Raw genomic sequence first — 24,766 nt, forward strand, 5'->3', positions numbered from 1 at the left:
GGGTGCGTGAACGGGCCGGCCGTCGACGCCGGCTGCGGTTCGCCTGAGTCCGAAGGGGCGCGAGTCGATTCAGCGTCCGTCCCCGCGCACCGGGCGACGTACATCGCCCGGAACTCCTCGAGGGCGCAGGCGTCCTACACGGCGGCCGTCACCTTGGCGACGAAGGCGGCGACGTTCGTCACCGTGCGCCGGATCTTCTCGTCCACGGTGAGCGTCTCGTGCAACCGCGCCCCGGTGCCCACGTCCTTCTTGCCCCGCACATACAGCGAGCAGGCGAGGTCGTCGCACATGTAGGCGCCGACCGAGTTGCCCTGCTGCCCCGCCCTGCCCGCCCGCGGCGCGACCAGCAGGGAGACCCCGCCGGTGTGGACGGTCAGGCACATCGAGCACATGCTCCGCCGCGTCTGCCAGGACCCGGCGGCGGAGTTGCGCAGGACGAGGGCCGTCGGGCGGCCGTCCAGTACCGCCACCAGGTAGGCGCGGTCGGGGGCCTGCGGATCACGCCAGCCGAGGTGGTCCAGGTCCTCCCAGGGCCGGTCGGCCAGATCGCGGGGAACGGACAGCCGCTTCGCCTCGCCCTTGGAGCAATTCACGAAGGCGGCACGGATCTCTTGCTCGGTCAGCGGTTCCATGAGAAGCACGCTAGTTTGCCTAAAAGCTTTAGGCAAATGCATAATCGGTTCTGGCATACGAGAGGACGGTTATGGCACGGGTTGGGCTGACCACACAGCGACTGGTGCGGGCGGGCGCGGAGCTGGCCGACGAGCTGGGCTTCGAACAGGTGACCGCCTCGGAACTCGCCCGGCGGTTCGACGTCAAGGTCGCGAGCCTGTATTCGCACGTCAAGAACTCCCAGGACCTCAAGACCCGGATCGCCCTGTTCGCCCTGGAGGAACTCGCCGACCTGTCCGCCGACGCGGTGGCCGGGCGGGCCGGCAAGGACGCCCTGACCGCTTTCGCGAACGTCTACCGCGACTACGCCCACGCGCACCCCGGCCGTGCCACGGCGGCCCGGATGAGGCTCGATCCCGAGACGGCGGCCGCCGGCGCGGGCGTACGGCACGCGCAGATGATGCGGGCGATCCTGCGCGGCTACGACCTGCCCGAACCCGACCGGACCCATGCCGTACGGCTGCTGGGCAGCACCTTCCACGGCTACGCGAGTCTGGAGGGGGCAGGAGGGTTCAGCCACAGCTCCCCCGACTCCGAGGAGTCCTGGACCCGGATCCTGGACGCCCTCGACGCGCTGCTGCGCAACTGGCCCACCCGCTGACGACAGGCTGAGGACATGCACGACTGGATCACCACACCCGTCACCGCCGACCTGCTGCGCGGCGCCCTCGACGTGGAGCGCACCGAGCACGGGGTCCTGCCGCACCGGCTGCCCGCCCGGGCCCGCGCCCAGAACACCGACGGACAGCTCGCCATGGCGGAGTCCCAGCCCTCCGGCGTACGGCTGGCCTTCCGCACCCGGGCCACCGCGGTGGAGCTGGACACGCTCCCCACCAAGCGGGCCTACGTGGGTGCCCCGGCCCGCCCGGACGGTGTGTACGACCTGCTCGTCGACGGCCGCCAGGCCGGACAGGGCAGCGTGCGCGCCGGCCATGTCATCACCGTCGACATGACCACGGGGACGTCCGAGGTCCGGCCCGGCCCGCCCGGCACCGTCCGGTTCGGCGGACTGTCCGGCGCGGTCAAGGACGTCGAGATATGGCTCCCGCACAACGAGACCACCGAGCTGATCGCCCTGCGCACCGACGCCCCCGTGGAGCCCGCGCCGGCCCGTGACCGCCGGGTGTGGCTGCACCACGGCAGCTCCATCAGCCACGGCTCCGACGCGGCCAGCCCCACGCGCATCTGGCCCGCGGTCGCCGCGCGACTCGGCGGCGTGGAGCTGATCAACCTGGGCCTGGCGGGGAGCGCGCTGCTCGACCCGTTCACCGCACGGGCCGTACGGGACACCCCCGCCGACCTGATCAGCCTCAAGATCGGGATCAACATCGTCAACCACGACGTGATGCGGCTGCGTGCCTTCGGACCCGCGGTCCACGGCTTCCTCGACACGGTCCGCGAGGGCCACCCACAGACGCCGCTGCTGGTCGTCTCGCCCATCCTGTGCCCCCTCCACGAGGACACTCCGGGCCCGTGTTTCCCGGACTTCGGCGAGATCGGCGAGGGCCGGCTGCGGTTCCTGACGATGGGCGATCCCGCGGAGAAGGCGAGCGGGAAGCTGACCCTGCGGGTGATCCGCGAGGAACTGGCCCGGATCGTGAAGCAGAGGGCCGCCGAGGACCCGAACCTGCACTACGTGGACGGCCTCGAACTGTACGGCGAGGCCGACTCGGCGGAGCTGCCCCTGCCGGACGGCCTCCACCCGGACGCGGCGACGCATCGCCTGATCGGGGAACGCTTCAACGGCGTGGCCTTCGGGACCGACGGGGCGTTCGCCGGCGACTGAAGCGGCGCCCCGCGCATCCCGGACCGGCGGGACCACCGGGCGGACCGACCCGCGCGGCCGGGAACACAACGTGCGGCTCCGGGCTGAGGGCTGAGGCTAGCCCTTGCGCTTGGGCTTGCCCCTTCGGGCGCCCGCGCCCTTTGCGCCGCCGGGTCCGCCGCGGCCGCCCTTGGCGGCGCCGGAAGACCCCCGTGCCGCACCCTTCCGGGCACCCGCGGCCGGCTTGCGTCCTTCGCTCTTCCCGGGCCGTTGCTTGCCCTCCGGCTCCGGCTGTGTGCGCCCCCGCGAGCTGTTGACGGTCCGCCCCCGCACGATCCCGATGAAGTCCTCGACCAGGTCCGTCGTCGCGTCCTCGCGCCAGGAAAGTGCCACGCCGGACTCCGGCGCGTCGGTGACCGGGCGGTAGGTGAGGTCGCGGCGGTGGTGGAGGCGGGCCAGGGACTGCGGGACGACGAGGACACCGATGTTCGCCGCCACCAGCTCGACGGCGTCCGCGGTGGTGGCGGGGCGTTCGAAGGCCGGCTCGCCGGGAGGCCGGTCCCAGCCCATCACGTCGTCCAGCGGGTGGATGACGACCTCGTCGGCCAGGTCCTCCAGGGTCACCTCTTCCGCCGCGGTCACCACGTGGTCCTTGGGGACCACTACCACGCTCGTCTCGGTGTAGAGGGGGATCGCGCTGAACACCGTACGGTCGACCGGCAGCCGTACGAGAGCGGCGTCCGCGGTCCCGTCCCGCAGCACCTCGGGGGCCTCGGCGACGCTGACCTGGAGGAGTTCCAGGGGGATGCCCGGCAGGCGCTCCTTCCAGATCCGCACCCACTTGGCGGGCGTCACCCCGGGGACGTACGCGAGCCGGAAGGAGGGGGATGCTGGTAGGTCTGTCACGCGGCCAGGCTACCCACTGTGGTCGGCGCCCCCGCGCGCGGCCGATAGTCTTGATTCCATGAAGTCGCACCAGAGCGCCCAGACGATGAAGCCCGCGACCGCGGCGAAGAAGCTGGGTGTGTACCTCCCCGCCACCCCCGCCGAGTTCCAGGAGGGTGTCGTCTCGCGTACCGAACTGGACGCGTTCCAGGCGAATCCGCCCCAGTGGCTGCAGGACCTGCGGAACAACGGTCCGCACCCCCGCCCGGTCGTCGCGGCGAGGCTGGGTGTGTCCATCGCGGGTCTCGCCCGTGGCGGCGTCACCGAGCCGCTCACCACCGAGCAGATCGAGGCGCTGCGCCAGGACCTGCCCGAGTGGCTGGAGAAGGAGCGCGCCACGCAGGCGGAGGTCCGCAAGGAGACCGCGCGCATCAAGGAGAAGAACCAGGCCGCGCAGGACTGACCGGAGGATCTCCCCGGCCGGCGTCCGTGAAAAACTCCCGCGCGCCGGGTCGAACACCTCTGCGACCATGCCGGAATGGTCCACCGTCTGGAACGCCTGGTCATCCGGCACACCCTTCGCCTCCCCTGCCCCACGGGCCCCGCCGGGCAGGGCGACGTCATGGCGCGGCAGTTCGACGCCGCGCTGATGTCCGTCGGCTTCAAGCTGTCGGCGGACGCGCTGAAGCGGTTGTCGGGACTGTCGGGGGGCACGGTCCTCGACACCGCCGTGCGCACGCTGGACACGGTGTGCGAGATGGTCGGCGACCATGTGCGGCACAACGTCTACTTCAAGGACTTTCCGGCGAACGTCCCGGACACCTTCGAGTTCTGGATGCGTTGCGTGACCGAGGCGCTGGAGGATGACAAGGCCCGCCCGGGTGTCCTCGCCCAGCTCCGCAGCGGCGTCATCGACCTGCTCACCCTGCCGTCGTACGGCACCTACCGGCACACCTACGACGAGATGCTCACCGCGCATGACGAGCTGACGGCCGCGGTGGGCGACCGGCTGACCGTGCTGCACCTGGGCGGCCCCCTGGACGACGAGGTCGGTGCCCTGTACCTGGCGCTGGCCGGCAGCACCACGCCACTGGGTGACGAGCACCTGGCCGACCTCGGGGTCCTCGCCGGGCACTGCGCGGACGGCCCCCAGCCGGAGGCGATCCCGGTGCGGGAGAACCGTGCCGTCGTCAACGCGGCCCGGCTGAAGGCGGGTTCGACCCTGCTGCTCGACACCGTCACCGATGTGCTGCGGCTGGCCTGCGCGCTGTCCGGCGGGGACGTGTCCCTCCAGGAACCGACCCGGTTCCGGGCGCTGTCGCGGTCGGCCCGCCGGGCCCTGCTCGCGGGTCTCGACTCGGTCGTGACGGCGGCCCCGGCCAAGGTGGCCGATGTCCTCACGCACCGCGAGGCCTTCAAGCGGCTCGGCGAGCGTCTGCACCCGCACGAGTACCCGCAGTGGCCGGGTGCCGCCGAGGTGTTCGCCGTCGCCCGGGGTGAGAAGAAGGCGTACACCTTCGACGGCAGGGTCGAGGCGCTGCTCGGCGCGGACGATGTCGCCGGGGCCGCAGAACTGCTCGGGTCCGCACCCGGCAGGCTTTTCCGTGCGCTGGACCGGCTGCTGCGCTCCGCCTCCACGCAGGAGGAGCGGGACGCCGTGGTGGCGGCGGCCGAGCAGGTCGTCGGGCAGGTCTCCGGGCGGGTCGTGCTGTCGGTGCGCGAGTACCTGCACAACCGGGACCAGGAGACGGGCCGTCGGCGGGTGTTCATCAACCGTGCCGGCCGCGCGCATGTCGTCGACGACACGCGTGCGGCCGTACCGCAGGCGGACCGTGAGCGGCTGATCGCCGCGCTCGACGCGGAGATCGGCCGTCGACTCCCGTCCCCGGAGCGGCTGTTGGTGGATCCGGACGTCCTCGGCGTGGCGCTTCCGCTCAGCGGGCGGGCGACCGCCGCCGGGCTCGGGGTGCTGCCTCGCGGGTCCGTCTCACCGGTCGACGGGGAACTGCTGCGGTTCTTCGTGTACTGGAAGCAGAAGCAGCGCATCACCGACTACGACCTGTCGGCGCTGCTGCTGGACGCGCGGTACGACACGGTGTCGTGGCTGTCGTACACCAACCTCACCGAGGTGGAGGGCGAGCACTCCGGAGACATCACCAACGCCCCCGATGGCGCATCGGAGTTCATCAACCTGCGGCTCGGGGCGGTACGGGCCACGTACATCGTCCCGCAGGTCAACATCTTCTCCGGGGAGGGGTTCGAGGAGACCGAGGAGTCGTTCTTCGGGTTCATGCTGCGCGAGGGCGAGCAGCGGGGGCGGCCCTTCGAGGCGCGTACCGTGCGGATGAAGTCGGAGCTGCGCGGGCCGGGCCGGGTGGCGCTGCCGCTGGCGTTCCGGCGCGCGGAGGACGGGAGTTGGCACGCCAGGTGGCTCCACCTGTACCTGAAGGGCAGTCCGTCGTACAACCGGGTCGAGGGCAGCCAGGCTTCGGTGGCGACACTGCTGCGGGGCATCGTCGAGCGCGAGCAGCTCACGGTCGGGTATCTGACCGGGCTGATGGCGAACGGCGGTACGCAAGTGGCGTCTTGGGACGCCGGGTCGGTCCCGGACGTGCCGGTCACGTACATCGGCCTGGAGCGCCCCGAGGGGCTGCATCCGGACTCGGTGGTCATCACCCCGGAAAACCTGCGCGACTTGATCCCCGAGTGACTGTTAGCGTGTGTCCTGGCGAGGCCATGAAAGGGCTTCCTTCTCACCGGTTTCACAACCGGGCCTCCAAAGCTCCAGCCCTTTCGCTTTCCTCGCCCGCGATGTCACGCGCCCAGGCGGTCCCGGAACGGTCTCTCACCGTTCCAGGGCCGCCTTCGCCGTGCTGAGCGCCTGTTCTGCGTACCCGCGCCCGAACAGGACGGCGTGCACCAGCAGCGGGAAGAGCTGGTGCAGCCCGATGCGTTCGGTCCAGCCGTCGGCGAGCGGCGCCGCCCGTTCGTAGCCGCGCAGCACCTCGTCCAGGTGCGGGCAGCCGAAGAGATGGAGCATCGCCAGGTCGGTCTCGCGATGGCCGCCGTGCGCGGCCGGGTCGATCAGCCAGGCGTGGCCGTCGGCGCCCCACAGCACGTTGCCGTTCCACAGGTCGCCGTGGAGCCGGGCGGGCGGCTCGGCGGGGCCCGCGAGTTCCGGCAGCCGGTCACAGAGCCGATCGATCACGCCGGCTTCGGGGAGGGCCATCATGCCGGCGTCCACCGCGCTGCGCAGATACGGCAGCACCCGGTGCTCGGCGTACCACTGCGGCCAGGCGGCGCCCTCGGCGTTGCGCATGGGCGCCCGCCCGATGTACGCCTCCCGCGGGCCGCCGGGCGGTGCCGAGCCGAAGGCGGGGGCGCCGGTGGAGTGCAGCCCGGCCAGGGACCGGCCCAGGTCGAGCGCCGCGTCCCGGCCGGGCCTGCCCCGCGGAACCATGTCGGTCACCAGCAGACGGTCGTGCTGCCCGTACACCGTCGGCAACCGCACGGTCCGAGCGTCGGCGAGCCAGCGCAGCCCCGCCGCCTCCGCCCGCGCCTCCTCGATCGTGTCGGCGCGCTTGACCATGAGCGCGTGCCCGTCATCGAGCGTGACCTCGGCGAATGCCCCGGGCAGGGCGCGTACGGCGGACACGGGGCGGCCGGTGAGCCGTGCCGCCACGGGGCCGGGCCCTTCGTCGTCGTACACCTTCGTGTTCATGGTCAGCCACGGTGGCTCACCCGCCACTTGTGCGCAACAACGTTGTCAGCCGCCTTGCGCAGGCTCCGTGAAATCCCCCAGCCATGTCTTGACATGTGGCCGAAACGATTCGTAGCTTGGGCAATCATTTAGATTCGTGAAGCGGGTTCACGGATATGAACGGAGAGTGTCCATGGGCGATCGCCGACGACGCCGCCTGGTCGCGGCGGCCACGGTCGTGGGACTGATGTTCGGAACGGCCGCCTGTGGCTCCGGCTCCGACAGCGCCGGCAGCAGTGACCCGAACACGCTGGAGGTCTGGACCCGGAGCAATCCGGACTCGGCCGCCACCTACGACCGGGTCTTCGCCGCCTTCACCAAGAAGACCGGCATCAAGATCGACTACCAGCCGGTCATCAACTTCGACCAGCAGCTCCAGAGCCGCGCGTCCACCAAGGACCTGCCGGACGTCATGATCAACGACACGGCGCTGATGGGCAGTTACCAGAGCCAGGGCCTGCTCAAGCCGATCGACCCCGCCTCGATCACGGGCGGCGAGCAGATCACCGACAAGTCCTGGGCATCCACCGTCGGCATCGACGGCAAGCACTACGGCATCCCGTACTCCCGTCAGGCCCAGACCCTGATGATCCGCACGGACTGGTTGAAGAAGCTCGGGCTCAAGGCGCCGACGACCTGGCAGGAGATGCTCTCCGTCGCCAAGGCCTTCGCCACCGAGGACCCGGACGGCGACGGCAAGGCCGACACCTACGGCATCGTCGCGCCGGGCAGCGGCCAGAACGGCTACGCGGCCTGGTGGGGCGCGAGCTTCCTGTGGCAGGGCGGCGCACAGATCATCAAGCCGGACGGCAAGGGCAGGTACACCCCGGCCATGCACTCGGCCGCCGCGGTGAACACCGTGAGCTGGATGAAGAACAACCTCTTCTGCGGGGCCAAGGGCGTCCTCCAGCCCGGCGCGATCACCGCCGTCACGTCGACGGCCACCAACTTCCAGGACGGCAACGCCGGGATGTACATGACCGGCCCGTACAACATCACCACCTTCGACGCCACGCCCGGCAAGGACAAGTACGAGGTCGTCCCCGCCCCCGCGGGCCCGGCCGGCGGCGATGTGCTGGCCGACGGCGAGAACGTCTACCTCGGTGCCAAGACCGGCAAGGACAAGCAGGAACTGGCCCTGGCCTCCTTCCTCGTCTCGCCCGAGGGCCAGAAGATCGCCATGACCAGCGTCGACGGCCACCAGCCCGTCGTCCGTATCCCCGTGAACTCCACACTGGACGCGGCCAAGGTCAGGAACGACGCCCGCTGGAGCGTCGTGCAGAAGGCCTACGAGGACGCCTCCCAGCAGTTCCCGAACGCGCCGGACTTCGCCCCCATCAAGCAGGACACCGCCGACGCCCTCAACTCGATCTTCACGTACTGCGGCGGTGACGTCCGCTCGCAGCTGGGGGAGCTCAACGACACGCTCGCCGGTGACCTCAAGGACCAGGACCTGCTGAAATGACCGCTACCGTCCCGGCCGCGCGGAGCGGCCCCGCCAAAAAGGCTTTCGACAAGAGAGCCGTCATCCCCTGGCTGTTCCTGGCCCCTGGACTGCTGCTCGCCCTCGTCTTCAAGTTCTGGCCGATGGCCAAGGGCATCTGGCTCAGCTTCTTCGACGTGCGGCCCTTCCTCGGCGACAAGTGGATCGGCTTCGACAACTACACCCGGGTCCTGACCGACCACCGCTTCCAGGACGCCATCGGGCACACCCTGATCCTGGGGATCGGCCAGTCGGTCGGCGCGATCCTGCTCGGGTTCGCGCTCGCCCTGCTCCTCGAAGGACAGGCCCGCTCGCTGAAGTTCCTGCGGACCGCGGTCTTCCTGCCCGCGGTCACGGCCACCGCGGTCGTCGGCGAGCTGTGGCGCCTGATGTACTACCCGACCTCCGACGGCCTGCTCAACAGCGGCCTGCACCTCCTGGGGCTCGGGCCGGTCCAGTACCTCGACAACCCGGACATCGCTCTGTACTCGACGATGGTGATGGGCATCTGGATCTGGGCCCCGTACAACATGGTGATCTTCCTCGCCGGCCTCGCGGGCGTGGACCGTTCGCTGTACGAGGCGGCGGCGATGGACGGCGTCTCGCTGTGGCAGCGGCTGCGCTACGTCACGCTGCCCGCGATCCGTCCGGCGCTCATGATCGTGCTCACGCTCGCCACGATCCGCGGACTGCGCGTGTTCACCGAGGTCTATGTCCTCACCGGCGGCGGCCCCGCCGGGTCCACCGACGTGTGGATGACCCGCGCCTACACCCTGGGCTTCACCCGCAACGACATCGGCGGCGCCTCGGCGGCCTCGGTCGTCCTGCTGTGCGTGACGCTGCTGCTCACCGTCCTGGTCAACAACCTCCGCAAGAGGGGAGAAGCGCGATGAGCGCCCCCGTCATCGACCCCGTCCGGCCGGCGGCCCCTGACACCCCGGCCGGACGGAGCACCAAGGCGCAGCGGACCACCCCGGCCCGCTTCGACACCGCCCTCGGCTGGAACGACAGGCCCGGCCCCGCCTGGGCCCTGCGCATCCTGCTCTGTCTGATCGCCCTCGCCGTGTTCGCGGTGCCGTTCCTGACGATCTTCTCGGGCGCCTTCACGACCAACCCCAGCGGCTCCTCGCTGTCGTTCCTGCCGCACGACAGCACGCTGTCGAACTTCACGGTGGCGGGCGAGCGCGGCATCTGGGACTACCTCGGCAACTCCCTGGTCATCGCGGGCGGCGGTCTGCTGCTCCAGCTCGTGGTGTGCACGCTGGCCGCGTACGCGCTGGCCAGGCACCGGTTCCGCGGCCAGGCCCTGATCATGATGCTGTTCATGATGACGCTGATGCTCCCCGAGGAGGTCATCGCGATCCCCCTGTCGCTGGTCCTCGGCGACGTCCCCGTGGTCCACCTGGACCTCAAGGGCACGGTCTGGGGCGTCATCCTGCCGCTCGGCGCCTGGGGCTTCTCGGTGATGATGCTGACCGAGTTCATGCGGGACATCCCCACCGAGATCGAGGAGGCGGCCCGCCTGGACGGGGTCGGCGAGCTGCGCATGCTGTGGCAGATCGTCCTGCCGCTGTGCAAGCCGGCCCTCGGCGTGGCCGGGGTGCTCGGCTTCATCATGATCTGGGACCAGTACCTGCTGCCCCTGATCGCCGCCAAGGACCCGACCGACTACACCGTCACCGTCGCCCTGTCCATCCTGCGCACCGACCCCGAGGTCGGCTCCGGCGTGGTCCTCGCCGGTGCGGTCATCGCCCTGATACCCAGCCTCGTCGTCTATCTGCTCCTCCAGCGCTCGCTGGTCACCGGCATCGCCGCCGGTGCCACCAAGGGCTGACCTACCCCCACGTTTGAGGGAGACATGAAGTTCCAAGGAGTGCTGTTCTTTCCGGTGACGCCGTTCGGCGCGGACGGCTCGCTGGACGAGCAGCGGCTCGCCCAGCACATCGAGAACGGCGTCGCGGCCGGTGCGGGCGGCGTGTTCGTCGCCTGCGGCACCGGTGAGTTCCACGCGCTGACGCCCGACGAGATCGAGCGGGCCACCCGGGTCGCGGTCGAGGCGACCGCGGGCCGGGTACCGGTCCTGGCAGCGGCCGGCGGACCCACCCCGGTCGCCCGCGACCAGGCCGCCCGGGTCGCCCGCGCGGGCGCCGACGGCATCCTGCTGCTCCCGCCGTACCTCGTGACGGCCCCGCAGCGGGGCCTGGTGCGGTACGTCGAGGAGGTCACCGCCGCGAGCGGCCTGCCCGTCATCTTCTACCAGCGCGGCACCGCCCGCCTCACCGCGGACACGGCCGCCGAGATCGCCGCGCTGCCCAAGGTCGTCGGCCTCAAGGACGGCCTCGGCGACATCGAGCGGATGCACCGCATCGTGCGCGCGGTGCGGGCCGTACCGGGCTGCGAGGACTTCCAGTTCTTCAACGGCCTGCCCACCGCGGAGATGACCGCACCCGCCTACAAGGGCATCGGTGTCGAGCTGTACTCCTCCGCGGTGTTCGCCTTCGCCCCCGAGATCGCCCTCGCCTTCCACCGGGCGCTCGCCGAGAACGACCGGCCGCTGCTCGACACCCTCCTCGACGAGTTCTACGGCCCCCTCGTCCAGCTCCGCGACGAGGTACCCGGATACGCGGTCGCCCTCGTCAAGGCAGGCGTGACCCTGCGCGGTCTGGACGTCGGCGGCGTACGGGCACCCCTGATCGATCCCGCGCCCGAGCACATCGCACGGCTCTCCAAGCTCATCGACCATGGTCTGGAGGTGGTCGCCGCATGAGCGACCCCACCCGCATCAAAGAGCTGATCGTCACCCCGATCGCCTTCCGTGACCCGCCACTGCTCAACTCCAACGGCGTGCACGAACCCCTCGCCCTGCGGATCGTCCTCCAACTCGTCCTGGAAGACGGCACGGTGGGCCTCGGCGAGTCCCCCGGCGGCGTCGCCAGACTGGAGCGACTCGATGCGGCGGCCAAGGTGGTCGTCGGCATGGACGTCTTCGACACCACGGCCGTCTCGGCCGCGATCGACGCCGCCCTGCTGCCGACCGTGCCCAGCTCCCACGAGCGTGGCTGGACCTCTTCGGCCGTCGAGGTGGCCTGCCTCGACGCACAGGGCAAGCTGCTCGGCCGCCCGGTCAGTGATCTGCTCGGCGGGACGGTCCGGGACTCGGTGCCGTTCGCCGCGTACCTCTTCTACAAGTGGGCCGAGCATCCCGCCCTCGACGGCCATGCCGCCGTCGGCGACGACTGGGGCGCGGCCCTGGATCCGGCCGGCATCGTGGAGCAGGCCCGGCTGATGCAGGAGCGGTACGGGTTCAGGTCGTTCAAGCTGAAGGGCGGTGTCTTCCCGCCCGACGAGGAGATCGCCGCGATCAAGGCGCTCGCGGAGGCCTTCCCCGGTCAGCCGCTGCGCCTGGACCCCAACACGGCCTGGACGGTGGAGACATCGGCATATGTGGCCCGTGAACTCGACGGTGTCCTGGAGTACTTGGAGGACCCGGCCAAGGGCATCGAGGGCATGGCGGCGGTGGCGAAGGACGCGCCGATGCCGTTGGCCACCAACATGTGCGTGATCGCCTGGGAGCACCTGAAACCGGCGATCGAGCAGAACGCGATCCAGGTGCTGCTGACCGACCACCACTACTGGGGCGGCCTGCGCCGCACCCGTGAACTGGCCGCGGTCTGCGAGGCGTTCGGGCTGGCGCTGTCCATGCACTCCAACTCGCACCTGGGCATCAGCCTGGCCGCCATGACCCATGTGGCGGCCGCGATCCCCAACCTCGACCACTCCTGCGACACGCACTACCCGTGGAACTCGGCGGACGACGTCATCCTCCCCGGCGTTCTGGAGTTCCGCGACGGCGAGGTCAAGGTGCCGACCGGGCCCGGCCTGGGTGTGGAACTCGACCACGACGCCCTGGACCGGCTGCACCACCTCTATGTCGACTCCGGGGTGCGCAGCCGCGACGACACCGGATACATGCGGCGGTTCCAGCCCGACTACGAGCTCAGGCTCCCCCGCTGGTGACACGACCCCCATGAGGCAAGGCGTCCGGCGATCCCGGGCGCCTTGCCTTTTACCGGCCGCGCTCCCCCGTTTCGCCGTCCGCCGGTCGGCTCTGTTTCGCTCAACTTCCTTTCGGGCAGCGGCTCGTGGGCAGGTCCGCCATGAGCTGTTGCCACCGGGGTCCGTCCGGTGCCCGGGTCAGCCGGCACACGTCGGCGGCGCGGGCGCCCACGTCGGGATTCCACAGCCTCACGCTGCCGTCGATGCCGCTGCTGGCCAGGGTCCGCCCGTCCGGGGCGAACGTCACGCCCCACACGGCACTGGTGTGACCGGTGAGGGTGGCCAGCGGCCCCTGCTCCGGCAGGTCCCACAGCCGCACGGTGCGGTCGTTGCCACTGCTGGCCAGGGTCCGCCCGTCCGGGCTGAAAGCGAGCCCGCGCACCGCTCCGGTGTGCCCGGTGAACGTGGCTGCCGCCCGGTGCCGGGCGTAGTCCCACAGCCGTATGGTGCCGTCGTTGCCACTGCTGGCCAGGGTCCGCCCGTCCGGGGCGAACACCACGGCGCGCACGGCACCGGTGTGCCCGGTGAGCGTGGCGAGCGGCAGCCGCCGGGAAACGTCCCACAACCGCACGGTCAGGTCGTCGCTCGCGCTCGCGAGGGTGCGGCCGTCGCGGCTGAACGCCACGGCGTTCACGAAGTCGGTGTGTCCGGTGAGGGTGGTCAGCAGCTGCCTGCGGGCCACGTCCCACAACCGGACCGTGCCGTCCGGACCGGCTGAGGCCAGGGTCCGGCCGTCGGGGGCGAAGGCCACCGAGAACACCGCACCCTTATGTCCCCGCAGCACTCCGAGCGACCGGCGCCCGGCGACGTCCCACAACCGCACCGCGCCGCCGGAGCCCGCCGAGGCCAGCGTCCGGCCGTCGGGCGCGAACGCCACCGAGAACACCGCACCCTTATGTCCCCGCAGCACTCCGAGCGGCCGGCGCCCGGGTACGTCCCACAGGCGCACGGTGTGATCCGCGTCGGCGGCGGCCAGCACTCGCCCGTCCGGGCTGAACGCGGCATGCCAGACCTCCGTGAACGGGCGTGCCGTCAGCGCCGAGCGGCTCAGGTCCCACAGCACGACGGACTCGTCGAACCCCGCCGTGGCCAGCAGCGTGCCCCGAGGGTCCAGCGCCACTCCCAGCACGTAGTCGGTGTGCCCCGACAGGGTGGTCGTGATCTGGTGGCTGCGGACGTCCCACAGGCGCACCGCGCCGTCGCCGCCGGCGCCGATCACCGTGGCGGAGTCGGGGGTGAAGGAAACGGCGTTCACATCGTCGCTGGTGCCCGCGAGGGTGGCGGTGACCCGAAGCTTCGCCCTGTCCCACAGCCGTACGACGCGGTCGGCGCCGCCCGAGGCGACCGTTCGCCCGTCGGGGGCGAACGCCACGCCCAGGACCTCGGCGGTGTGACCGGCGAGGACGACCGCGCGCCGGTGCCCGGCCGGGTCCCACAGCCGTACGGTGTGGTCGGAACCGGCCGAGGCCAGGGTCCGTCCGTCGGGGCTGAAGGCCAGGGCGTTGATGCCCTCCCCGTGGCCCGGGAACGTGACGATCGGCCGGTACCGTCCGCCGGCCCGCCACAGGGTGATCGTGCCGTCCAGACCGGCCGACGCCAGGGTCCGCCCGTCGGGCGCGTAGGCGACGGCCCGCACCGGGGCGTCGGTGATGAGCGTGGCGACGGCCCGGCGCCCGGTCACGTCCCACACCCGGACGGCGCCACCCGCCGCGCCCGAAGCACCCGCGGCCAGCGTGCGGCCGTCGGGGCTGAAGGCCACCGAGCGCACCTTGCCGCCGGCGGCGAAGACCGCGGCCCGGCGGTGCTCGTCGGTCTGCCAGAGCCTGACCGTACCGTCGCTGCTCCCGGTGGCCAGCACCTTGTCCTTCGGCGCGAAGGCGACGGTGTTGACCGGTCCCGAGTGCCCGGTCAGCCGGCCGGAGAAGTACTGCGCCTGGGTGCTGAGCAGGGCGCCGCGGGCCTCCGTGGTCGGCTCGGTTCGAAACGCCTCGGAGGCGAGCAGCATGGCGGCCTCCGGCTGCGCGCTCGCCATCGCGGTCGACCGTGCGGCCAGTGACTGAGACAGCGTGACGCGGCTCTGCCGCAGCGCTTCGGTCCGCTGCTGGTAGGCGAGTCCGCCCGCGGTGACGGTCAGGACCAGCAGCACCGCGAGGACGGCGAGCAGGTGGCGTTGTTTGCGCGCCTGGCGCCGGGCGGACTCCTGGCGCCGGAGCTCCTCGGCCCGGCTCGCCTCGAAGAACTCCGTTTCCCGCGGGCCGAGTTCGGCCCGGTCCGCCACCTCCCGCGACCATTCGCCGACGGCGGACAGCCGGGACCCCCGGTAGAGGAGCGACGGGTCGCGCCTCTCGCGCTCCCATTCCGCGGCCGCGTCGGCGAGCTGCTGCCGGATCAGCAGTCCGGCCCGGTCGGCGTGGATCCAGCCGCGCAGCCTGGGCCAGACGTGCAGCAGCGCCTCGTGGGTGATCTCGACGGTGTCCCGGTCGACCGTGATCAACCGGGCCCGTACGAAGGCGTCGAGGGCCGCGGTGGCCGCCGCGGGGTCGGGAAGCTGCTCCAGCAGCACCGTGCGGTTCAGCCGGCGCCGGGTCTCCTCGCTTCCGTCGCCGAGCTGGACCAGCCGGACCAACGCCTGCCGGATCATGGTCTGTTCGGCGGGATACAGACGGGCGAAGCCGGTCTCCGCCGTCCTCGCGACGGCGCCCTGGATGCCGCCGCTGCGTTCGTAGCCCGCGATGGTCAGGGTACGGCCGTCCCGGCGCTGCCAGGTGGCCATCAGCGCGTGGGAGAGCAGGGGGAGCGCGCCCGGCGGTGCGGGCGCCGACTCGTCCCGGTCGGCCGGTCCCGGCGCGCCGTCCGCTCCCTGCGATGCGGCCGTCGGATCCGAGCGCAGTCCCACGTCCCGCAACAGCAGCTGGACCAGGCCGGGGGCGAGCGAGAGGCCGGCCTGCCGGGCCGGGCGGGTGATCGACTCCCGCAGTTCCCGGACGGTCATCGGCCGCAACACGAACAGTCCCGCGGCGAACACCGCGGCCAGCTCGGGATGGTCCAGGCAACGGCCGGTGAAGTCGGCCCGCATCCCGAGGACCACCACCGCCGTCACGTCGCCGGACTCGGCGCCGTCCGCCGGATCCCGCATCGACAGGGCGCACAGAGCCCGGATGAAGGCGCGCCGTTCGGCCTCGTCCGGGCAGAGGGTGAAGACCTCCTCGAACTGGTCCACCAGCAGCGCCAGCCGGGCCGGGGGCGGTTCGCGGTCGTCCCGTCCGTGCTGTGCACGGTCCCCCACCGGGGCCCGGTCCCTCACCCGGGCGACCGCGGCGGACAGCCTGGCCGGGTCCTCACGCAGCTCCTCGGCCGTGATGCCCAGATCCGCGCCCAGCGCCTTGGACGTCCGTGACAGGAGTTCGTCGAGGGGGCGGGCCGTGGGAGTGAGGGCCACGACCGGCCACTCGCGCGACCCGGCCATCGGCAGCGCGCCGTTGCGCAACGCGGGGACGAGGCCGGCGTTGAGCAGTGACGACTTGCCCGCCCCCGACGGCGCCACCAGCAACAGCGGTCCGTTGCCCACCCGTTCGAAGAGTCGGTCCACCAGCGCGACGGTCGCACGCTCACGTCCGAAGAAGCGGTGGGCGTCCTGCGCGGTGAAGGCGGCCAGCCCCCGGTAGGGGCACTCCTGCCCCTGCTCCCGCGGCCGCTCGGACCCCTCGGCGGCCGGGACCTCCCGCAACAGGCGTAAGAGGGTGCCGCCCGCGCGCAGCGCCTCGTCGCAACGGCGAGCGACATCCGGTGTGACCGGCTTGCTCCCGTTCTCGATCTTGCTCAGGTAGCCCTTGCTGTAGTGCACCCGCTGGGCCAGTGCGGTGAGTGACAGTCCGCTCCGGTTTCTGAGACGTCTCAGCTCGGAGGGGAAGTCCGGCGCACTGTCGCCGGTTCTGCCCCCGTCGGCCCCTTCGTCACCCTGGTCCCCCGTCGCGTGCGGCATCTCAACCACGCCACCTCTCCACGGCGGTCCGCGTCCCCCGTCGGTCACGCCTCGCACCGCCGCCCCATGTCCACGCTACCGCCGGGTCAGTTGGGGCACCGGCGGCGATCAGAGGCGGGTGTTTCCCTGTTTCCCATTGCCGGAGGTCGACGGGAAACACCTCGACATGCCCATGGCCTGGGCCGAAGGCTCGGAACGCGAGTCGGCCACCGAGCCGGCTCCCGCAGAGGATCTTCCAGGGAGGGAACCATGAGGACCCGTACTCTTTCGGCCGTTGTGGCCGGAGCGGCCACCGGCACGCTCCTGCTGACCGGTGTCGGCACGGCCACGGCCGCACCGGTGAAGTCGGACCACCACAGCAAGGCCTCCGCACCCGCCACGACCAAGGCTGCCGCCACTCCGGCCAGGGCGGCCTGGGACGGCTACGTCTACCTCTACTACAGCACCGCCTCCAACAGTGCCTGGGCCTCCTTCTACGGCCCCGTCCCGGACTTCGCCGGATACACCTTCGACCACGGCGTCGACGGGTACGGCCAGCGCGTGAAGAACAACGTCAACCGGGCGTGGAACAACGACGCGTCCTGGGCCGCGAACATTTGGTACAACGAGAACTACACGGGCGCGGTGGACACCCTGTACCCGGGCGAGTCACGCCAGTTGAAGGTCGGGGTGCGCAACGACAACGCCTCGCTGAACTGGACCTACGTGGGCTGACCCAGGTGCGCGTGGCGGCGGGCCGCGGAGACGGTACGACTCCCTCCCGGCCCTCCGCTGTCCCGGCTCACCCCCGTCATCCGACCGTCCTCAGGAGGAGACGTCCATGCGCATGCCCTCAACAGCCCATGGCGGAAGGGGTGTTCGCGCCGCCACGGCTCTCGGCATCCTGGCCGGCCTGGTCGCCGTCACCGGTTGTTCGGACGGAACCGGAGCAGCCGCCGACCGACCGCGGGAGTCCGCCACGACACATCAGGGCAGCGCGGCCGGACAGACACCGCCTCCGGTACCCGGGACGCCGGTCCTCCTCGGCGTGCGGTCGCTGGTCCTGCCGATCGAGCCGTATCTGTTCACCAACCGCCAGATGACCGGCATCCTCCGTGCCCGGCAGGCACTGGTGACCCCGTGCATGCGCCGGTTCGGCATCGACTGGCCCGCCTCCGGCCCCAAGCCGGATGCCGGCACCGCAGCGGCTCCTGGCATGAAGAACGCGGCCAACATGTCACGCCGCTACGGCATCACGGATCCGGCCGACGCGGCACGCCACGGATACCACCTCGTACCCGACGCCCGGCAGCGGACCACCAAAGACCCGTCGGCCCGTCCACCGGACGCCGACACCCTGGCCGTGCTGACCGGACGTACCGCCGAGGGCGCTCCGGGCCCGGCCCGCCACCACGGCCGGGCCATACCGGAGGGCGGCTGCCAGGGGCAGGCGACCGCGCGTATTTCCGGCGGTCCGCAGCGGCTGGGCAACGACCAACTGGCCAGTGAGATCAACGTCGTCAGCTACCAGCGGTCGACGACCGACCCCCGTGTCACGTCGGTCTTCCGCGCCTGGTCGGCTTGTATGCGCGAGCGCGGCTACTCCTACGCCGCGCCCACCGAGGCCCCCGGCAAGGACCCGCGGTTCACGGGACCGGAACCCACTCGGGCGGAGATCGCGCTGGCGCGCGCGGATGTCGCGTGCAAGCGGGACACCAACGTGATCGGCGTCTGGTTCACCGTGGACGCCGCCTACCAGCGGCAGATGATGGCCTCGAAGGCCCAGGAACTCGCTCGCGCGAGGAACGTCATCCGCACCCAGACGGCGACCGCGGAACGCCTCCTGAACGACGGTCCCTGAAGGCGCCGACGGTCACGGGGGACGCCCGGCTCACGAAACGGCTCGATGCACGGCACCTCGGCACCCGGCTGGGGTGTTTCACCGCCGCAGCCGGAACGTCACGCGATCGACTGCCGCAGAAGATCCACCGGTGCTTCAATGTCAGCCCCGGGTGGAGGAGCGGCGGCATGGGTGCGGAGTCGGGCGGAGTCCTGGTCACCGGCGGCAGCGGATTCGTCGGGAGTCATCTGGTACGGCGGCTGCTGGAACGCGGCTACGAGGTGCACACCACCGTGCGCAGCCTCACGAACGCGGCCAAGGTGGCGCCGTTGCGGGAGTTGGCGGCGGAGTTTCCCGGCCGGCTGACGCTGTTCGAGGCGGACCTGCTGACCGAGGGCTCCTTCGACGAGGCCATGGCGGGCTGCCGTGTCGTCTTCCACGTGGCCTCGCCGTTCTTCATGCCGGAGAAGATCAAGGACGGCCAGAAGGACATGGTCGACCCGGCCCTGACCGGCACCCGCAACGTCCTGGCCGCCATCGAGCGGACCCCGACGGCGGAGCGGCTGGTGTTCACCTCCACCGTCGGCGCGATCTTCGGCGACTACGCCGACGTGCGCGACATGGACGGGCAGATCCTGTCGGAGAGGTACTTCAACACCTCCAGCACGGTGGAGAACAACCCGTACCACTACGCCAAGACGGTCGCCGAGCGCGCGGCCTGGGACGCGGAGGCCGCGCAGGACCGCTGGCGCATGGTGTCCGTCAACCCCGGCCTGATCCTGGGCCCGTCGCTCGCGCCCGCCTCCGAGTCCGGCAGCCTCTTCCTCCTGGAGGAGCTCTTCAAGGGCTACTTCTTCTACGGCGCCCCGGACTTCAGCTTCACCACGGTGGACGTCCGTGACGTGGCCGACGCGCACATCGCGGCCGCCGAGAAGCCCGACGCGAAGGGCCGGTACATCCTGGCCGCGGAGACGATGACGTCGTTCCACGACATGGCCCGCATCATCCGCACTCGCCACCCCCGCGGCCTGCGCATCCCTCGCACCGCGCTCCCGCACTGGCCGGTGCGCGTCCTGGGCCCCGCCTTCGGCCTCACCCAGGACTACATTCGCAAGCACCTCGGCATCCGCTTCCGGGTGGACAACAGCCGCAGTGTGCACGAACTCGGCATCACCTACCGCCCGGTCGAGGAAACGGTCCTCGACCACTACCGGACCTGGCTCGGGCAGCGGGGCACACGATGATCCGTATCGGAAGCGCCGACCCTTACGCGACGAAGGTCACAGGTACATCTCACACTTTTCACACTTCAATCTTCACGCGAGCCACACAAGTTGGCTAAGTTGACGAGCGAACAGCACGACGGAAGGGGCACATCTTTCATGGCGCCGGATCGCACTTCGCGCAATGGAGGGTTCGGCCTCCCGGCCAAGCGCAACTCCGCGCTGGCCACGGCCGCGATGGCCTCGGCGGCGCTTCTCTCCCAGACCGGGAACGCCTCCGCGGACGAGGCGCCGAGCCCCGACGAGGTGAACCGGCGGATCACCAACCTCTACGACCGCGCCGAGAACGACTCCGGCACCTACAACGCCACGCGCGCTGCCGCGACGGCGTCGAGCCCGCGCGGCCGTACGGCGTCGGGGACCGGCGACGGCCGCGGATCCGGCAGCGAGCCCAGCCTGGATGCCATCGCCCGGCAGTGGTACGGCGTGGCCCGCGCGAAGCTGGGCCCGTTCGTCGAAGCGACACTGCCTGCCGACCGGGCCCCCCGGCCTGCCGAGCCACGGCGCCCACGGGCGGCGGAGGCCCCCGCCGCCCGTGAACCGAAGGCTGCCGAACGGCCCGTTCCGGAGCTCACCGCCAGGCCCGTCCTCGCGCTGCCGAGCGCACCGCGGACGGCACCGGCCGCGCTCACCGCCGCACCGGACCCTTCGCCCATGTGGGCGCCGGAGCCCATCCCGCAGAACCTCTCCGGCACCGGCGAAATGCCCACCGTGGGCACCCGGCAGGCCGACGCGGGATTCCCGGAGTACCCCGCGCAGACCGGCACCGGCCTCCCGGAGTACGGCGCGCAACCCGGCAGCGGTTTCCCGGAGTACACCACCCAGGTCGGCAGCGGCTTCCCGGAGTACGGCGGTCAACTCGGCACGGGCCTGCCGGAGTACACCGCGCAGGTCGGTACGGCGATGCCCGGGTACAGCGGACAGCTCGGCACGGCGGTGCCCGCCGAGTACACCGCGCAGAGCACCGGACTCCCCGAGTACTCAGGCCAGTTCAACACCGGCTTCGCCGAGACCACCGGCCAGTTCGGCACCGGACTTCCCGAAGCAACCGGCGCCTACAGCACCGGTCTTCCCGAATACACCGGCCAGTTCGGCGGGGGGCTCCCTCAGAACACCGGCCAGTTCAGCGCCGTTCCGTCCGACTACACCGGCCAAGCCACCACAGGCTTCCCCGACTACACCGCGGGTTTCGGCACCCCGCTCGCCGCACTCGCGTCCCCGTCGGTCGATTCAAGCCAGGCCGTCCCGATCGTCGCGCAGCCCATCCCGTTCATCCCGGCCCCCCGCGCTCCCGAGCCGGAGTGGCAGGCACCGCAGCCGATCCCGGCCCCCGTGGACCCCGCCTCCGCGCTGCCCTCCGCCGACCCCGGGTACGACTCGAAGGTCATCCAGGTGCTCGCCTTCGCCCGCTCCCAGATCGGGAAGCCCTGCGTGTGGGGTGCGGCGGGCCCGGGTTCGTACGACAACTCGGGTCTCACCCAGGCCGCCTGGAAGGTGGCCGGCGTCTCGCTGCCCCGCACGGCCGTCGGCCAGGCGAACTACGGCACGGCGGTCGAGCTCTACGCCATGCAACCCGGTGACCTGGTCTTCTTCCAGGACGACTTGAGCCATGTCGGCCTGTGCACCGGAAACGGCATGATGATCCACGCGCCGGGCCCGGGGTCGTCCATCCGCGAGGAGTCGATCTACCCGACCGGCGAGTCGATCATCCGCGGCGCGGTCCGGCCCGCGTGACGAGAACAACCCCCCGGGCCATGTGACCTGAGAGGCCATACGGCCGGTCCGGCGCGAAGGCCCGCACGGCCGACCTGGCACACCACCTTCGCGGCGCCGTACGGCCCGCGTGACCCGAACAGTCACGCCGGCCGTGTGACCCGAGGAGCCATTCGGCCGGTCCGACACGACAGGTCATCCGGTCGTCCGGCGCGACGGGCCGCGCGGCCTGGCGCAGCCCATCCGCGAACACGCGACACGCGCCGCCACTCCCCTCACGCACGCCTCTGGACGCCCGACATCCCCTCCCCTAGGGTTCCGGAGAAAGCGCTTTCTGGCCTGACCATGCCAACCCGAGGGAGCGTCTCGTGCCGCACCAGCCATGGACCCGCAAGTCCTTCCTCCGGGGAATGGCCGCCGTCGGCGCGGCCCCCTTCCTCCCCGCCCTGATCCCGGCGGACGCCCACGCGTCCCCCTCGGGCCGCCCCGACTTCCCGCTGGCGGCGGAAGGCACGGCCGTCGGCATCTTCGTGGACGCGGCGGACGACCCCGCCGTGGTCCGCGCCGCCGGCGACCTCCAGGCGGACGTCGAACGGGTCTCGGGGGCGAGACCCGACCTGCTGCACACGCTGCCGCGCAGCACGCCGCTGCTCATCCTGGTGGGCACCCTCGGCGCGAGCCCCGCCATCGACCGCCTCGTCGCACAGGGCCGTCTGGACGTGTCCCGGGTGAAGGGCCGCTGGGAGGCGTCGGTGACCCAGGTGATCGAGCATCCACTGCCCGGCGTGGACCGCGCGCTGGTGATCGCGGGCAGCGACCGGCGTGGCACGGTCTACGGGATCTACGACACCTCGGAACGCATCGGCGTCTCCCCCTGGTACTGGTGGGCCGACGTGCCCGTCGAGCGCCGGGACACCGTGACGGTGCCCGCGGCCCGCTTCGAACGCCGGGAACCGTCGGTCCGCTATCGCGGCGTCTTCATCAACGACGAGCAGAACCTGACCACTTGGTCCCACCGCACCCAGGAGCCCGACAAGAACATCGGCCCCGAGACGTACAAGCGCGTCTTCGAGCTACTGCTCCGCCTGAAGGCCAACTACCTGTGGCCGGCGATGCACCCGTACTCCGACTTCTTCAACAAGTACCGGGAGAACCCCGAACTCGCCGACCGCTACGGCATCGTCGTCGGCTCCAGCCACCCCGAGGCCCTGCTGCGCAACGGCGTCCACGAGTGGGAGCCGTGGATCGCGGAGCACCCGAACGCCGACGGCACCGCTCCGGTCTACGACTACACGGTCAATCCCGGTGTGATCTCCGACTACTGGAGGGCCCGGGCGCGACAGAACGCCGCGTACGAGAGCAGTTGGACCCTCGGTATGCGCGGTCTGCACGACAGCGCGCTGGAGACGAAGAACGCCACCACGATCCCGGAGAAGGTCGTGGTGATGAACGACATCATCGCCGACCAGCGCCGGATCCTCGCCGAAGAGGTCGGCCCGGCGACCGAGCCGCAGATCTTCATCCCGTACAAGGAGGTCCTGGAGCTGTACAACGCGGGCGTCCAGGTCCCCGACGACGTCACGCTGATCTGGCCGGACGACAACTTCGGCAACATGCGCCAGTTGCCCGACGAGACGGAGCGGGCACGCTCGGGCGGCAACGGCATCTACTACCACCTCTCCTACTGGGGCCGCCCGAAGAGCTACCTGTGGCTGGACACCACCCAGCCGGCCAAGGTGTGGCAGGAGTTGCGGCGGGTGTACGAGCACGGCACGGACCGCATGTGGATCTTCAACGTCGGTGACCTCAAGTCGATCGAGACCGGCCTGTCGTTCGCGATGGACATGGCCTGGGACGTGGACCGCCTGGAGGCCGGTGGGGTCCAGGACTTCCTGGCCGAGTGGGCCGGGAAGCAGTTCGGGCGGCGCCACGCCACGGAGATCGCCGGGATCCGCACGGAGTACTACCGTCTCGCCGGGGAGTTGCGCCCCGAGTTCATCGCTCCGGGCATCCTCTCCATCGTCCAGCACGGCGACGAGGCCGGGCGCAGGATGGCGGCGTACGACCAACTGCTCGCCCGTGTACGGGCGGTGGGCGCCGACCTGCCCGAGGCCTACCGGGACGCCTTCTACGAGCTGGTCGAATACCCGGTGCACGGCGCGTACTTGATGAACCTGAAGTACTACTGGGCGGACCGCAACGCGCTCGCCGCGCGCCAGGGCCGGGGTGCGGGGACGAACCGCTTCGCGGATCTGGCGCTGGCCGCGCACACCGCGGAGGCCGCACTCACCAGCCGGTACAACACCCAGGTGGCGGGCGGGAAATGGGACGGGTACATCAATCCGTATCCGTCGCAGATACCCAAGGCACCGGGACGCCCGGCCGTCACCAGGGTGACCCGCCGGGAGACCTCCGGCCTCGGGGTGGCCGCCGAGGGGAACGAGACCGGGTCGTCCCGGCCGCTGTCGTTCTCCTCGTACACGCGCGACCGGCGCTTCGTCGACGTCTTCAACACCGGATTCCTGCCCCTGGACTGGACGGCGGAGACCAGTCATCCCTGGGTGGTGCTGAGCACGGCGGGCGGCTCGATCACCGAACAGCGGCGGGTGTGGGTGGAGATCGACTGGGAGCGCGTTCCCGAGGGGGTGCGGGAGGCCGTCGTCGTGTTCACGGGCGCCGGGCAGCGCTTCGACGTGCCTCTGCGCGTGGTCGACGGCCCCCGACAGGCCCGTGGCTTCGCCGAGGCCCACGGCTACGTGTCGATCGACGCCGCGCACGCCGACCGGCGGGTGGCCCGAGGCGGCTGCCGCTGGCGGACCGTGCGGGGCCTCGGACGTCGTACGGGAACCGTCGAGGCCGTTCCCTCGACCGCGGCTCCGGTCACCGGTGACTTCGCCTCCCGTGCGCCCGAGTTGAGGTACCGGGTGCGCTTCGACAGCACCGGTACCTTCCCCGTCACCCTCTTCCGCCTGCCCTCTCTCGACGAGCGCGGGCAGCGCCGGGTGGCCGTCACGCTCGACGACCAGCCGGTCACCGTGCTGTCGGGGCAGTCCTTCGCCACCGGGAACCGGGGGGACGCCTGGGCCCGCCAGGTCGAGGACGGCGTCGAGAAGCTGACCACCACCGTGACGGTGGCCGAGGCCGGGGAGCATGTGCTGCGGATCTTCATGGTCGATCCCGCGATCGCGGTGGACCAGATAGTGATCGACACGGGCGGACTGCCCGCCGCCTATCTCGCGCCGCCGGAGAGCTTCCATCCGGTGTTCAACCCCGAACCCGCTCCGGGTACGGCCCTGGAGGCACCGGACCAGTAGGTCCGACGGTCCGCACGGAGCTGCGCGCCCAGCG

General features: G+C 71.2%; 18 protein-coding genes. 14 read left to right on the forward strand and 4 right to left on the reverse strand.

What is annotated here, in order from left to right:
* Window positions 1-134 precede the first annotated feature (134 nt).
* Entirely contained in the window at window positions 135-632 is a 498-nt protein-coding gene (locus tag OHT57_RS06685) for an FBP domain-containing protein (RefSeq protein WP_328745113.1), read from the reverse strand.
* A 71-nt stretch (window positions 633-703) separates the two neighbouring features.
* On the opposite strand from OHT57_RS06685, the gene OHT57_RS06690 reads away from it, so the two are divergent.
* Entirely contained in the window at window positions 704-1,273 is a 570-nt protein-coding gene (locus OHT57_RS06690) for a TetR/AcrR family transcriptional regulator (RefSeq protein WP_328745114.1), read from the forward strand.
* Between the two features lie 15 nt (window positions 1,274-1,288).
* On the forward strand, window positions 1,289-2,458 hold the full coding sequence (locus OHT57_RS06695) for a GDSL-type esterase/lipase family protein (protein ID WP_328745115.1): 1,170 nt from the start codon (window positions 1,289-1,291) through the stop codon (window positions 2,456-2,458).
* 96 nt (window positions 2,459-2,554) lie between these two features.
* On the opposite strand, the gene OHT57_RS06700 is transcribed toward OHT57_RS06695, so the two are convergent.
* Complete coding sequence (locus OHT57_RS06700) at window positions 2,555-3,343, reverse strand: LysR substrate-binding domain-containing protein (RefSeq protein ID WP_328745116.1); 789 nt, start codon at window positions 3,341-3,343, stop codon at window positions 2,555-2,557.
* A 58-nt stretch (window positions 3,344-3,401) separates the two neighbouring features.
* Here OHT57_RS06700 and OHT57_RS06705 point away from each other — a divergent pair, with 58 nt between their 5' ends.
* Complete coding sequence (locus OHT57_RS06705) at window positions 3,402-3,785, forward strand: DUF5997 family protein (protein ID WP_328745117.1); 384 nt, start codon at window positions 3,402-3,404, stop codon at window positions 3,783-3,785.
* A 75-nt stretch (window positions 3,786-3,860) separates the two neighbouring features.
* On the forward strand, window positions 3,861-6,032 hold the full coding sequence (locus OHT57_RS06710) for a hypothetical protein (RefSeq protein ID WP_328745118.1): 2,172 nt from the start codon (window positions 3,861-3,863) through the stop codon (window positions 6,030-6,032).
* 135 nt (window positions 6,033-6,167) lie between these two features.
* Here OHT57_RS06710 and OHT57_RS06715 read toward each other — a convergent pair whose 3' ends face one another.
* On the reverse strand, window positions 6,168-7,043 hold the full coding sequence (locus OHT57_RS06715) for a fructosamine kinase family protein (RefSeq protein WP_328745119.1): 876 nt from the start codon (window positions 7,041-7,043) through the stop codon (window positions 6,168-6,170).
* Window positions 7,044-7,215: 172 nt separating this feature from the next.
* On the opposite strand from OHT57_RS06715, the gene OHT57_RS06720 reads away from it, so the two are divergent.
* Genes OHT57_RS06720 through OHT57_RS06740 form a run of 5 tightly spaced genes read left to right on the forward strand, consistent with a single transcriptional unit; the run spans window position 7,216 to window position 12,582 of the window.
* Window positions 7,216-8,547 (forward strand): ABC transporter substrate-binding protein, encoded by a 1,332-nt coding sequence (locus OHT57_RS06720; RefSeq protein WP_328745120.1) that lies wholly within the window; start codon window positions 7,216-7,218, stop codon window positions 8,545-8,547.
* On the forward strand, window positions 8,544-9,458 hold the full coding sequence (locus tag OHT57_RS06725; protein ID WP_328745121.1) for a carbohydrate ABC transporter permease: 915 nt from the start codon (window positions 8,544-8,546) through the stop codon (window positions 9,456-9,458). The genes OHT57_RS06720 and OHT57_RS06725 overlap by 4 nt, the downstream gene beginning before the upstream one ends.
* Window positions 9,455-10,399 carry a carbohydrate ABC transporter permease gene (locus OHT57_RS06730; protein ID WP_328745122.1) on the forward strand — a complete coding sequence of 315 codons (945 nt, stop codon included), beginning with the start codon at window positions 9,455-9,457 and terminating at the stop codon, window positions 10,397-10,399. The genes OHT57_RS06725 and OHT57_RS06730 overlap by 4 nt, the downstream gene beginning before the upstream one ends.
* 24 nt (window positions 10,400-10,423) lie before the next feature.
* Complete coding sequence (locus tag OHT57_RS06735) at window positions 10,424-11,332, forward strand: 5-dehydro-4-deoxyglucarate dehydratase (protein ID WP_328745123.1); 909 nt, start codon at window positions 10,424-10,426, stop codon at window positions 11,330-11,332.
* A complete protein-coding gene (locus OHT57_RS06740; protein ID WP_328745124.1) occupies window positions 11,329-12,582 on the forward strand; it encodes a glucarate dehydratase family protein in 1,254 nt (417 codons plus the stop codon). The genes OHT57_RS06735 and OHT57_RS06740 overlap by 4 nt, the downstream gene beginning before the upstream one ends.
* Window positions 12,583-12,682: 100 nt before the next feature.
* Here the strand turns inward: OHT57_RS06740 and OHT57_RS06745 are convergent, their stop codons facing one another.
* Window positions 12,683-16,603 (reverse strand): nSTAND1 domain-containing NTPase, encoded by a 3,921-nt coding sequence (locus OHT57_RS06745; RefSeq protein WP_328753132.1) that lies wholly within the window; start codon window positions 16,601-16,603, stop codon window positions 12,683-12,685.
* A gap of 249 nt (window positions 16,604-16,852) precedes the next feature.
* Between OHT57_RS06745 and OHT57_RS06750 the strand changes: the two genes are divergently transcribed.
* The 5 genes from OHT57_RS06750 to OHT57_RS06770 all read left to right on the forward strand — a co-directional run bounded on the left by OHT57_RS06750 (window position 16,853) and on the right by OHT57_RS06770 (window position 24,732).
* Window positions 16,853-17,317 (forward strand): hypothetical protein, encoded by a 465-nt coding sequence (locus tag OHT57_RS06750; protein WP_328745125.1) that lies wholly within the window; start codon window positions 16,853-16,855, stop codon window positions 17,315-17,317.
* A 106-nt stretch (window positions 17,318-17,423) separates the two neighbouring features.
* Window positions 17,424-18,443: a hypothetical protein gene (locus OHT57_RS06755; protein WP_328745126.1), complete on the forward strand. Its 1,020-nt coding sequence runs from the start codon at window positions 17,424-17,426 to the stop codon at window positions 18,441-18,443.
* 167 nt (window positions 18,444-18,610) lie between these two features.
* Window positions 18,611-19,666 (forward strand): NAD-dependent epimerase/dehydratase family protein, encoded by a 1,056-nt coding sequence (locus tag OHT57_RS06760; protein ID WP_328745127.1) that lies wholly within the window; start codon window positions 18,611-18,613, stop codon window positions 19,664-19,666.
* Window positions 19,667-19,804: 138 nt separating this feature from the next.
* Window positions 19,805-21,439 (forward strand): NlpC/P60 family protein, encoded by a 1,635-nt coding sequence (locus tag OHT57_RS47395; protein ID WP_443053427.1) that lies wholly within the window; start codon window positions 19,805-19,807, stop codon window positions 21,437-21,439.
* Window positions 21,440-21,828: 389 nt separating this feature from the next.
* Window positions 21,829-24,732, forward strand: coding sequence for a glycosyl hydrolase 115 family protein (locus OHT57_RS06770; protein WP_328753133.1), 2,904 nt, complete (start codon window positions 21,829-21,831; stop codon window positions 24,730-24,732).
* Window positions 24,733-24,766 lie beyond the last annotated feature (34 nt).

The organism is Streptomyces sp. NBC_00285 (genome assembly GCF_036174265.1).
Lineage (GTDB): Bacteria > Actinomycetota > Actinomycetes > Streptomycetales > Streptomycetaceae > Streptomyces.